Origin of the sequence: Microbacterium natoriense (genome assembly GCF_030816295.1) — a bacterium.
Taxonomy (GTDB): domain Bacteria; phylum Actinomycetota; class Actinomycetes; order Actinomycetales; family Microbacteriaceae; genus Microbacterium; species Microbacterium natoriense_A.
In genome coordinates this window covers 4,082,968-4,095,593 of record NZ_JAUSXV010000001.1, presented here as the reverse complement: position 1 = coordinate 4,095,593, position 12,626 = coordinate 4,082,968, and the positions used below count along the sequence as shown (strand labels likewise).

At 68.7% G+C, this 12,626-nt stretch carries 7 protein-coding genes and 1 pseudogene; all 8 read left to right on the top strand.

What is annotated here, in order from left to right:
- Window positions 1-7 precede the first annotated feature (7 nt).
- The 8 genes and pseudogenes from QFZ53_RS19415 (at window position 8) to QFZ53_RS19380 (ending at window position 12,582) form a co-directional block, all read left to right on the top strand.
- Window positions 8-1,036 (top strand): LacI family DNA-binding transcriptional regulator, encoded by a 1,029-nt coding sequence (locus QFZ53_RS19415; protein WP_307299170.1) that lies wholly within the window; start codon window positions 8-10, stop codon window positions 1,034-1,036.
- Between the two features lie 214 nt (window positions 1,037-1,250).
- Complete coding sequence (locus QFZ53_RS19410; RefSeq protein ID WP_307299168.1) at window positions 1,251-4,820, top strand: glycoside hydrolase; 3,570 nt, start codon at window positions 1,251-1,253, stop codon at window positions 4,818-4,820.
- Between the two features lie 150 nt (window positions 4,821-4,970).
- Window positions 4,971-5,990 (top strand): LacI family DNA-binding transcriptional regulator, encoded by a 1,020-nt coding sequence (locus QFZ53_RS19405; RefSeq protein ID WP_307299166.1) that lies wholly within the window; start codon window positions 4,971-4,973, stop codon window positions 5,988-5,990.
- A 73-nt stretch (window positions 5,991-6,063) separates the two neighbouring features.
- Complete coding sequence (locus QFZ53_RS19400) at window positions 6,064-7,593, top strand: sugar ABC transporter ATP-binding protein (RefSeq protein WP_307299164.1); 1,530 nt, start codon at window positions 6,064-6,066, stop codon at window positions 7,591-7,593.
- A 180-nt stretch (window positions 7,594-7,773) separates the two neighbouring features.
- Complete coding sequence (locus tag QFZ53_RS19395; protein WP_292907780.1) at window positions 7,774-8,781, top strand: substrate-binding domain-containing protein; 1,008 nt, start codon at window positions 7,774-7,776, stop codon at window positions 8,779-8,781.
- 73 nt (window positions 8,782-8,854) lie between these two features.
- Window positions 8,855-10,472: pseudogene (locus tag QFZ53_RS19390) on the top strand (sugar ABC transporter ATP-binding protein).
- On the top strand, window positions 10,469-11,548 hold the full coding sequence (locus tag QFZ53_RS19385) for an ABC transporter permease (RefSeq protein WP_292907776.1): 1,080 nt from the start codon (window positions 10,469-10,471) through the stop codon (window positions 11,546-11,548). The pseudogene QFZ53_RS19390 and the gene QFZ53_RS19385 overlap by 4 nt, the downstream one beginning before the upstream one ends.
- A complete protein-coding gene (locus QFZ53_RS19380) occupies window positions 11,545-12,582 on the top strand; it encodes an ABC transporter permease (RefSeq protein ID WP_307299163.1) in 1,038 nt (345 codons plus the stop codon). The genes QFZ53_RS19385 and QFZ53_RS19380 overlap by 4 nt, the downstream gene beginning before the upstream one ends.
- Window positions 12,583-12,626 lie beyond the last annotated feature (44 nt).

Below are 12,626 nucleotides of genomic sequence, written 5' to 3'. Positions count from 1 at the left end.
GGCTTTCATGACCACCGACTCCGCCGCCCCCGTGGGCGGACCCCGCAAGCCCAGCATCTACGACGTCGCGGATCGCGCCGGCGTCTCGCACATGACGGTGTCGCGCGTGCTCAACGGGCATCCCAACATCCGCGCCTCCACCCGGGACAAGGTGATGAAGGCCATCGACGAGATGAGCTACACGCGCAGCTCGATCGCCCGTGCTCTCGCCACCAACCGCACCATGCGCATCGGCGCCATCGTGGACAACCCCGGATTCTTCGGTCCGAACAGCGTGCTCAGGGCGATCGAGGTCGCCGCTCGCGAGAACGGCTACGCCGTCAGCAGCTTCTCGGCGGGGGAGGGGAAGGACCGCCGCGTCGACGCGGGGGTCATGGAACTCCTCACGCAGGGGGTCGACGCGCTGTGCGTGATCGCGCCCCGCGCCTCGTCGCTCGATCTGCTCCGCCAGCAGGCGATCGGGCTGCCGACGCTCGTCGTCAAGGAAGAGCCGGACGAGCAGATGCACACGGCATCCGTCGATCAGCGGGCCGGCGCGACCGCCGCCGTACGGCACCTCATCGACCTCGGCCACCGCAAGATCCTGCACGTCGCAGGACCCCCCGACTGGTTCGACGCGAAAGCCCGCACCGAGGCCTGGCGTGCCGCCCTCGAAGATGCCGGCCTGCCCGTCGTGCCCCCCGTGATCGGCGACTGGTCGTCCGACTCCGGCTACGTGTTCGGCCAGACGCTCGACCTCGGCGACGCGACCGCCGTGTTCGTCGCGAACGACCAGATGGCTCTCGGGCTCATGCACGGGTTCGCTGAGCGCGGCATCCGCGTTCCCGATGACGTCAGCGTCGTGGGCTTCGACGATGCGCCCGACGCCCGGCATTACCTGCCTCCGCTCACGACCGTCCGCCAGGACTTCACGCTGCTGGGCAGGGTCGTGATCGGCGAGCTGCTCGCGGCGATCGAGGGCGCCGAGACCGAGGCCCGCGAGCTGATCCAGCCCGAGCTGCGGGTCCGCGCCTCGACGGCCGCCCCGCGCGCCTGAGCCACGAGGCGCCCCGGCCCTGGAGCCTCGCCGAGTGGACGGCTTGTCGCCGAGTGCACGGTTTCGACGCGTCGATACGTCGTGCGCTCGACGAGTGCACGTGAACTCGACGAGGGGCGGCCGCGGCGGGAGACGCTGTTGACGGGGGACCGCGGCTTCTCTAGGCTTCTGTTACCGCTCACTGTTGACGTCAACACATTTTGAGGAACAGACGATGAAGTCGAAGAAGTCCATCGCAGCGCTCGGCATCTGCGCCATCGGCGCCGGCCTGCTGGCGGCCGGAGCGCCCGCGGCATCCGCCGCCGCGATCCCGGTCACGATCACCCCCAACCCCGGATACGCATCCGACCCCTTCGAAGGGTGGGGCACGAGCCTGGTCTGGTTCGCCAACGCGACCGGCGGCTATCCCGACGATGTGCGTCAGGATCTGCTCGACAAGGTCTTCGGAGAAGACGGGCTGAATCTCAACATCGCGCGCTACAACATCGGCGGCGGCAACGCCACCGACGTTCCCGACTACCTGCGCCCAGGCGGCGCGGTGGACGGATGGTGGAACCCCGATCTCGCGAGCTCCACCTACGCCGACCGTGCGGCATACCGCGCGGCCTGGGACGGAGACGACCCGGCGAGCTACGACTTCGACGCCGACGCGACCCAGCGCTGGTGGATCGATGCGCTGAAGGGCAAGATCACGCACTGGGAGGCGTTCAGCAACTCCCCGCCGTACTTCCTCACCCAGAGCGGCTACGTCTCGGGCGGCATCGGCAACGGCAGCACCGAGCAGCTGTCCGCCGCCGACATGGACGCCTTCGCCGACTACCTCGTCACGGTCGTCGAGCACATCGAGCAAGAGCACGGCATCCAGTTCGACAGCCTCGATCCGTTCAACGAGCCGAACACGAACTACTGGTCGACGACCCTCGGCGGCGACGGCTGGCCGACCTCGGCCAGCCGTCAGGAGGGCGCGCACGTCGGCCCGGCGGCACAGGATCAGATGATCCAGGCGCTGGCCGCTCGCCTCGCCGAACCCGGCACCACGACCGACGTGCCGATCTCCGCGATGGACGAGACCAACCCGTCGATCTTCGCCACGAACTGGAACGCCTGGAGCGATTCGTCGAAGGCCGAGGTCGACCAGCTGAACGTGCACACCTACGGCACCTCAGGACGCCTCGTCGTGCGCGACATCGCCAAGAGCGCTGACAAGCCGCTCTGGATGAGCGAAGTCGAAGGCGACTGGGACGGCACAGGGCACAACCTCACGAACATCGAGAACGGTCTGGGCATGGCGGGCCGCATCGTCGACGACCTGCGCGAGCTCGAGCCGAGCGCCTGGGTGTTCTGGCAGCCCGTCGAAGACGCCTACAACATGGAGAAGGTCGAGGACCTGAACTGGGGATCGGTCCTGGTGGACTTCGACTGCAACGCCGAGGGCGACTCCGAGCGGCGCATCGCCGACGGCGATGCCGACCCGAGCTGCCAGGTCAAGACGAACGCGAAGTACAACACTGTGCGCAACTTCACGCACTACATCCACCCGGGCGATGCGCTGATCCCCTCGGGCAACGCCCAGACCACTGCTGCCGTGTCGGCCGCCGGCGACGGCGCGACCCTCGTGCACGTCAACACCGAGGCCTCGGCTCGCGAGTTGACGATCGATCTGTCGCGCTTCGGCACCATCTCCCCGGGGGCGACGGTCACCCCGATCGTCACCACGCAGTCCACCGAGGCCGACCCGACCTCCAACGCTCTGGTCGAGGGCGCTCCGGTGCCGGTGAACGCGGCGACCCGGTCGGCCACCCTCACGGTGCCTGGCAAGTCGGTCGTCACGCTCGTGGTCTCCGGCGTCTCCGGTGTGTCGGATGAGGCGACCGCGCTGCGCGACGGGCACAGCTACCAGCTGTTCGGCGCGCAGAGCGGCAAGGCGCTCGCCGCGTCGGGTTCGGCCGCCGTCATCCGCACCTCGGCGACGACGACGGATGCCGCTACCGCCCAGACCTGGACCGTGCGCACCCTCGCGGGCGAAGGCACGGATCGTCACCGCTTCGCGCTGCAGTCGGGAGACGGACGCTTCCTCGCCGAGTCCGGGGGTGCAGTCACGATGGCGACTGCGACGCTCGAGCAGGCGGCGAGCGATCCGGCCCTGCAGTGGATCTCGTCGACCACCGACGGCACGAGGTTCTCGATCCTCAGCGTCTCGAACGAGCGCGTGCTCGACGTGAACGGGCAGAGCTCGGCCGATGGAGCAGGGGTGGGCTTGTGGACGTCGAACGACGGTGCGAACCAGCTGTGGACGCTCGCCGACACGGGCCTGGTGTCGGTCGAGCAGGTCGCCGTCGGCACCGCCACAGGCACGGCCCCTGCCCTGCCGGCGAACGCCACGCTCGTGTATCGCGGAGGCGTGGAGCGCACGGCGCCCGTCACCTGGAACACCGCGGGAGTCGACTGGAAGGTCGCCGGGACCCAGACGATCGCAGGCTCCGGCACCGACCTGTTCGGCGTCGCCTTCGAGGCGATCGCCGTCGTCGAGGTCGGGTCCGTGTCGCTCACGGATCCGGTGTCGCTCACCACGTACGCCGGGGCTCCGGCATCGACGGTGAAGGCCGCGGCGCCCGCCGCGGTTCCGGCGATCGTCGGCGCGACCGACCAGCGGGTCGACGTGCCGGTCGTGTGGGACTGGTCGGGCGTCTCCGACGCCTCGTTCGCGGACACCGGGGTCGTCACGGTCGCCGGAACCGCGAAGGCCCCTGGTGGCGTGGACCTCGTCGCGAAGCTGTCGGTCGTCGTGACCGCGCCGTCGGCGGCGAACATCGCGCCGCAGAGCACGGCGTCCGCCACCTTCACCGAGAGCTCGAGCTACGGCGTCGATCGCACCAAGAACGGTCTCACCGCCGACAAGGGCTGGTCGAACTGGAGGTCCGGCACGAAGAACACCCAGGACACGCTGACCTACACGCTCGCGCACGGATCGACCATGCAGAGCGCGAAGCTCTTCTTCTACAAGGACGGCTCGTCGAACAGCTGGCCGCAATCGCTGTCGGTCGAGCACCGCATCGGATCGGGGGCGTGGACCTCGCTCGGCACGGTGGACGTGCCGGTGCCGGCGGACGGCACTGCGCCGATCGTCGAGGTGCCGATGAACGGCGTGCAGGCGGATGCCGTGCGCGTGGTCATGACCGCTCGCGCCGCGACGCACATGATCGTGTCGGAGGTCGAGCTGTACGCCGCCGCGCCCAGCCCCTCGACCGTCGACGCCCTCGCCGCGATCACCCTCGACGGCGTGCCGCTGGCCGGGTTCTCCTCCGACGTCACCGCGTACGAGGTGCCGTGGCAGGGTGCGGAGTATCCGACGGTGCGTGCCGTCGGTGTCGACCGCGACGCGACCGTCGAGGTCGCACAGGCGGATGCCGCCGGCCAGGCGCGCATCGTGGTCACCGCACCGTCGGGCGCCGTGCGCACCTACACGCTCGCCTTCACGGCCGCGGCTGTGCCCGATCTCGATGCTGCGGTGTCGACCTCGGTGCGCTGCGTCGCCGGCAGGGCGCAGCTGGTGCTGACCGTGACGAACACGGGAGATGTCGCGACAGACATCACGGTGACCACGCCCTACGGCAGCAAGACGCTGTCGGATGTGCAGCCGGACGCCCGCTCCTCGATCGCCCAGGCCACCAGGCTCACGGCCTTCCCCGCCGGTGCCGCGCAGGTGGAGCTGGGAGCGGATGCCGGCGGCACCCGCATCACGGAGAACCTGCAGTTCGCGTACCTCGCGGGGGCGTGCCGGTGATCAACTGAGCACCGGGTGCGCGTTGTGGTCGCCATCGCGTGAGAAGACGACCACGACGCGCACCCCGTGGGGGCGGCATCCGCCCATCGGATTGCACCGCCCTGCCTGTTCTCGGTAACATCTCTCCAGGCGAGACCGACGGAGGTGCGCATGGCCAGCCTCGGTTCGGACAAACCCGGCATCCGCCACGTGGCGGACCTCGCCGGCGTCTCGCACATGACCGTCTCTCGGGTGCTGAACGATCACCCCAACATCAAACCCGACACGCGTCGGCGGGTGCTCGAGGCCATCGAGGAGCTCGACTACCGGCCGAACATGGTCGCCAGGGCGCTCGCGACCCAGCGCACCCGGCGCATCGGCGTGATCATCGAGAGCGCGGTGTCGTTCGGGCCGACCAGCATCCTCCGTGCGGTCGAGATGGCCGCGCGCACCTCGGGCTATTCGGTCACGGCGGTGGCCCTGCACGAAGGTGACACGCTCTCGCCGCAGGATGCGGTCGACAACCTCACGGCACAGGGCGTCGACGCGCTGTGCGTGATCGCCCCGCGCTCGTCGTCCGTGGCGGCGCTGCGCCGCATCTCGCTGAACGTGCCGATGCTCGTCGTTAAGGCCGACGCCGACCCCACCTTCCTCACCGTCTCGATCGATCAGCAGGCCGGGACGGGGCTCGTCGTCGATCACCTGGTGGCGCTGGGCCATCGTGACATCCTCCACATCGCGGGTCCTCTCGACTGGCTCGACGCCCGCGCGCGCGAGCGCGCCTTCCACGCCAGGGCCAAGTCGTGGGGCATCCGCGAGCGGCCCATCGTCGTGGGCGACTGGACCGCCGACTTCGCCTACGACTTCGCGAAGGGGCTGAATCGGCTGCCCGACTACACGGCCGTGTTCGTCGCGAACGACGACATGGCGATCGGCCTCATCCACGGCCTCCACGACAAGGGCTTCGAGGTTCCGAAGGATCTCAGCGTGGTCGGATTCGACGACGTGCCGCTCGCCCGCCACTTCCTTCCGCCGCTGACCACCGTCCGGCAGGACTTCACAGCCCTCGGCGGCGCGGTCGTCGAGATGCTGCGCGCCGCGCTCGAAGAGCGCGAGCTGCCGCAGCTGACCCGCATCCCCACCGAACTCGTCGCCCGCGGATCCAGCGCGGCGCCGCGGGAGGTGCGCTGATGGTCGTGCTCATCCGGTTCTCGGTCGGACGGGTCGCCCGAACGTTCGATGCGGTGCCGCGGGAGGTGCGCTGATGGTCGTCCCGATCGTCGAGCTCACCGGCATCCGCGTGGAATTCCCCGACGTCGTCGCACTCGACGACGTCGACTTCCGGCTCTTCCCCGGTGAGGTGCACGCCCTGATGGGCGAGAACGGCGCGGGCAAGTCGACGCTGATCGGCGTGCTCACCGGCACCTGCACCCCGGTGGCGGGCAGCGTAGTCGTCGCGGGGGAGGAGCGCCGGTTCTCCGGCGTCGCCGACGCCAGAGCGGCGGGCATCGCCACGGTGTTCCAGGAGACGCAGCTCGGCCCGACTCTCAGCGTCGCCGAGAACGTCATGCTCGGCCGCGAGCGGCGAGGGCGCTTCGGCATCGACTGGCGTCGCACGAGAGCGGATGCCGCAGACGCCCTCGCACGCCTCGGGCTCGACGACATGGACCCGAAGACGCCGATGACGGTGCTGTCACCGGCGCAGAAGCAGCTCGTCGCGCTCGCCCGCTCGGTCGTGGACGACCCTCGCATCCTCGTGCTCGACGAGCCGACCTCGAGCCTCGACCAGGCTGATGTCGACGTGCTGATGCGCGTGATCAGAGGGCTTCGCGACCGCGGGGTGGCGATCCTGTTCGTCTCGCACTTCCTCGAGCAGGCCTTCGCGATCAGCGACCGGATGACGGTGCTCCGCGGCGGCCGGAGGATCGCCGAGACCCCGACGCGCGAGCTGGAGCGGGCAGATCTGATCTCGCAGATGCTCGGCAAGGATCTCGAGGCGCTGCGGGCTCTGGGATCCGAACGCAAGGCGCATCACTACGCGGCCGACGGCGAGCCGGCGCTGCGCGCCACGGCGGTCGGACGCAGGGGAGAGCTCGACCCGATCGACATCGACGTGCACCGCGGCGAGATCGTCGGACTCGCGGGTCTGCGCGGGTCGGGGCGCACCGAGCTGGCCTCGCTCCTGAGCGGGTCGCTGCGCGCCGACAGCGGAGAGATCGTCGTGGATGGGGACCACGTGCAGCTGCGGAGTCCGTCAGCCGCTCTGCGCAGCCGGATCGCCATGTCGGCGGAGAACCGTCGCGCAGACGGGATCATCGGCGACCTCACGGCCCGCGAGAACATCGTGCTGTCGCTGCAGGCGCTGCGTGGCTGGACCAGACCGCTGTCGCCCGCCGAGACCGCCGCGCTGGCCGAGACCTACATCGAGACGCTGCATCTCGATCCTGCCGATCTCGCCCGGCCCGCGAAGCTCCTCTCCGGCGGCACGCAGCAGAAGCTGCTGCTGGCGCGCGCGCTCGCGGTCAGACCGCACGTGCTGATCCTCGACGAGCCGACGCGCGGCATCGACATCGCGGCGAAGCTCGACATCCAGCGGCGGGTGAGCCAGTTGGCGGGCGACGGCGTGGGTGTGGTGTTCATCTCCGCCGAGCTCGAGGAGGTCGTGCGCCTCAGCGACCGGATCGTGGTGCTCAAGGACCGCGACAAGATCGGGGAGCTCAGCAACGGACCGGGCGTCACGGTCGACAGCATCGTGGAGATGATCGCCGCGGAACTGGGCCCTTCCGACGTCTGAGGTGTGTCCGGTAACAACGAATTGGTCACGAACCGCGGGAGTTTTCCGAAGATGCTTGTGTTCCAGAAATTGTTCCCGGTAACATCAACCAGACGACGCACCCACGTCGTTCTGTAATCACACACCGGACCGGGTCAGGTCCAACCCGGGGATCGACCCGGAATCTCGAGGAGGAGATCAATGTCTGCAATGAAGCGCACTCGTACCGTTCTGGGGCTCGCCGCTGTCGGCGCGCTCGCATTCGGCCTGGCGGCGTGCTCGAGCGGCGGCGGCGACGCCGGTGGTGACGGCGGCAGCGGAGACTCGGGCGATCTCACGACCGTCGGCTTCGTGGCCGTCGGCCCTGAGGGAGCATGGCGCGAAGCCAACGAGCAGAACATCCAGGACACGTTCACCGAGGATGCCGGCTTCGAGCTCAAGTACGCTCCGGCCACCAACCTCGACCAGAAGTCGCAGATCGACGCGTTCACGTCGTTCGTCGACGAGGGCGTCGACGTCATCCTGCTGTCGGCCACCGAGGCCAGCGGCTGGGAGGACTCGCTCAAGCTCGCTCAGGAGGCCGAGATCCCGGTCATCCTGCTCGACCGCGGCATCGAGCCCGACGACACGAGCCTGTACGTCACCCGCATCGCGCCCGACAACGTCGAGGTCGCCAAGGAGGTCGGCACCTGGGCTGCGGCAGAGTTCCCCGACGGCGGCAACTACGTCGTCCTCGAGGGCCCGGCCGGCGTCGGCGTCGTCAACGAGCGCAACGAGGGCTTCGAAGCCGGTCTCGGCGACTCGTCGCTCGTGAAGCTCGACGCGCAGACCGCCAACTGGTCCGCTGAAGAGGGCAAGAGCGTCTTCGAGACCATGCTCAAGGCCAACAACAACAACATCCAGTTCGTCTTCGCCCAGAACGACGAGATGGGCCTCGGCGCGGCGCAGGCGGCTGAGGAAGCCGGCCTCGTGATCGGCACCGACGTGAAGATCGCCACGATCGACGGCACCAAGAACGCCATGCAGGCGCTCGCCGACGGTCAGCTCAGCTACGTGCACGAGTACAACCCGCTGTTCGGCGAGACCGCTCTCGACGTCGTCAAGAAGGCTCTCGACGGCGACAAGGTGGAGTCGTACATCGTCGTGCCGAGCGAGGCGTTCGACTCGGCTGAGGCGGCCAAGGCCGTCCTCGCGGACCGCAAGTACTGAGCAAGACCCCGTGACCTGGAGGCGGTGCGCACCGCGCGCCGCCTCCAGGGCCGGAACAGACTGAGAGACAGCGATGAACGAAGAACTGCCCATCGTCGAGATGCGCGGGATCACCATCGAGTTCCCCGGAGTGAAGGCGCTCGACGGTGTCGACTTCCGCCTCTTCCAGGGCGAGGTGCACGCGCTCATGGGCGAGAACGGCGCGCGGCAAGTCGACCCTGATCAAGGCGCTCACCGGCGTCTACCGGATCGACTCCGGCTCGATCGTCGTGGCGGGTCAGGAGCGCAGCTTCGCCGGCACGGGCGACGCGCAGGCCGCCGGGATCTCCACCGTGTACCAGGAGGTGAACCTCGCGCCCAACCTCACGATCGGCGAGAACGTGATGCTCGGGCACGAGATCCGCGGTCCGTTCGGCGTGAACTGGAGGGCCACCCACAAGGCCGCCACCGACGCCCTCGCCCGACTGGGGCTCGACTACCTCGACACCCGCAAGCCGCTCTCGACGCTCTCGATCGCGATGCAGCAGCTCGTCGCCATCAGCCGCGCCATGGCGATCAAGGCGAAGGTGCTCATCCTCGATGAGCCGACCTCGAGCCTGGACGCCGCCGAGGTCGAGGGCCTCTTCGCCGTCATACGCACGCTTCGGGACCAGGGCGTCGCGATCCTCTTCGTCTCGCACTTCCTCGACCAGATCTACGCGATCAGCGACCGGCTCACGGTGCTGCGCAACGGACAGTACGTGGGCGAGTACCTCACCCGCGAACTCGACCGGCACGCCCTCATCTCGAAGATGATCGGCAAGGACCTCGACGCGCTGAAGTCGCTGGGCGGCAACCGCCGCACCACGCCGCGCGACGCCGATGAAGAATCTTTCCTGTCGGCATCCGGCATCTCCCGCACCGGGGCTGTGAACGCCACCGATCTCGACATCCGTCCCGGCGAGGTCGTCGGCTTCGCGGGTCTGCTCGGCTCCGGTCGCACCGAACTCGCGCGCCTGCTCTACGGCGCCGACCGCTCGGAATCCGGCCAGATCACGGTCAAGGGTCGCAAGGTCGACCTCACGTCTCCTTCCGCCGCACTCTCGCAGCGCATCGCGTTCTCGACCGAGAACCGGCGCGACGAAGGGATCATCGGCGACCTGACGATCCGCGAGAACATCATCCTCGCCGTGCAGGCGAAGCGCGGCTGGGCGCGGCCGATGCCGCGCAAGGAGCAGGACGCGATCGTCGACAAGTACATCGCCGAGCTCAACGTCCGCCCCGCGGACCCCGAGCGGATGATCAAGAACCTGTCCGGCGGCAACCAGCAGAAGGTGCTGCTCGGACGTTGGCTCGCCACCGAGCCCGAGCTGCTCATCCTCGACGAGCCGACCCGCGGCATCGACGTGGGCGCGAAGGCCGAGATCCAGGAGGCGGTGGCCGAGCTCGCCGACACGGGTGTCGCGGTCGTGTTCGTCTCGTCCGAGCTGGAGGAGGTGGTCCGCCTCTCGGAGCGCATCGTCGTGCTCAAGGACCACAGCAAGATCGGCGAGATCCAGAACGGCCCCGACGTGACCGCGCAGGAGATCGTCGACGTGATCGCCGCCCACGGCGTCGAGGCGGCCGCCGAGACCCTCGAAGAGGAGCTCGCAGCGAACGTCGTGAACGACGCGGAACCCGCGTCCGAGACTCTCGAGGAGGAGATCCGATGAGCGCCCCCACCCGCGCGTCCCTGTGGCGCGATCTGATCCACAAGCCGTTCTTCTGGGGCATCGTCGCGATCGTCGCGCTGCTCGCGCTCAACGTGATCAAGGACCCGACCTATCTCGCGATCTCGATCAACCCGAACAACGGCAACCTGGTCGGCAACCTGATCGACATCCTGCGTCAGGCCGCGCCCGTCATGATGATCGCGATCGGCATGTCTCTCGTGATCGCGACCGGCGGCATCGACCTCTCGGTCGGTTCTCTCATGGCCGTCTCCGGAGCCGTCTCGATGGAGTTCCTCGCCGCCGCCGGCGATTCGACCTCGATCGGCGTCGCGCTCGCCGCGGTCGGACTGTCGCTGCTCATCACCGGCATCCTGGGCGCCGTCAACGGCGTCCTCGTCGCCTATGTGGGCCTTCAGCCCTTCATCGCGACTCTCGTGCTGATGCTCGCGGGTCGCGGCGTCGCGAAGGTGATCACGGGCGGCCAGAACACGGCGGCCTCGAGCGACCCGTTCCGGTGGATCGCGAACGGCTTCGTGATCGGCATCCCCGTCGTGTTCATCCTCGCGGTGCTCATCGTCGTCCTGGTGGCCTGGGTCGTGCGCCGCAGCGCGCTGGGCCTCATGATCGAGGCCATCGGCATCAACCCGAAGGCGAGCCGGATGGCCGGCATCAAGCCCAAGGGGCTGCTGCTGACCGCGTACGTCCTCAGCGGCATCCTCGCCGGCATCGCCGGAGTCATGTCGGTCGGCAGCGTCATGACGGTCGACATCTCCCGAACCGGCTACCAGCTCGAGCTCGACGCGATCCTCGCGGTCGTGATCGGCGGCGCTTCGCTCGCCGGCGGCAAGTTCTCCCTCAGCGGCGCCTTCGTGGGCGCCCTGCTGATCGCGACCCTCGACAAGACCGTGCTGTATCTCGGGGTCTCCTCCTCGGCGACCCCAGCCTTCAAGGCGATCGTGATCGTCGCCATCTGCCTGCTGCAGTCCGACCGGGTGCGCAGCTGGTTCCAGCGCCGCAAGAAGACCGTGGCGCCCGCACCCCGAGTCGAGATCGTGAAAGAGGAGGCTGCGGCATGAGCGCCATCGCAGCGGCACCAGTGCAGGGCAAGGAGGAGGGTTTCGCAGACCGCGTGCGCCGCCTCATCACGTCGAACCCGTCGGTGGTGCCCACCATCGCCTCGGTCGTCATCTTCGTCGGCATGATCGTCTACGGCGAGGTCGCCTACGGCCGCATCGTGCAGGCGAGCACCCTGTCGAACCTGCTGATCAACAACGCGCACGTGATCGTGCTGGCGGTCGCCCTCACCTTCGTCATCATCACGGGTGGCATCGACCTGTCGGTCGGCTCTGTCATCGCGGTCTCCTCGGTCGCCGGCGTCATGCTGTCGAACTCCGGGTGGAATCCGCTCGCGGTGATCGTCACGATGATCGCGATCGGAGCGCTGTTCGGCCTCGTCTCGGGCGTGCTGATCAGGTACTTCAACGTGCAGCCCTTCATCGCGACCCTGGCCATGATGTTCCTCGGCCGCGGTCTCGCTTCGCTTCTGAGCACCAAGCCGGAGCAGCTGCCCAGCGACTCGCCGATCCGCGCGCTCTCCGACAAGATCAAGATCGTCGACGGACCCAAGGTGAACGACCTCGTCATCACCCCGGCCGTGATCATCGCGATCGTCGTCGTGCTCGCCGCGTTCTTCGTCCTGCACCGCACGCGCACGGGTCGCACCGTCTACGCGATCGGCGGATCGGAGAACTCGGCTCTGCTGATGGGCCTTCCCGTGCACCGCACGAAGGTCCTCGTGTACGTGATCAGCGGGTCGCTCGCCGGACTCGCGGCCGTGCTGTACACCTCGCGCCTCGGCACTGCGCAGAACATCACCGGCATCGGCTGGGAGCTCGACGCGATCGCCGCCGCGGTGATCGGCGGAACAGTGCTCACGGGGGCGTACGGGTACGTGCTCGGCTCGGTCGTCGGCGCCCTCGTGCTCGGACTCATGACCGTCCTGATCACGCGCGACGGCGGCATCCCTCCGGAGATGACGACCATCATCACGGGCGGCATCCTGCTCGTGTTCGTGCTCCTGCAGCGCGCCGTGACCCGCAAACGGGATTAGCCGACGCCACCGAGCGGGAGAGGGCGTCCTGCGTGCAGACGCCC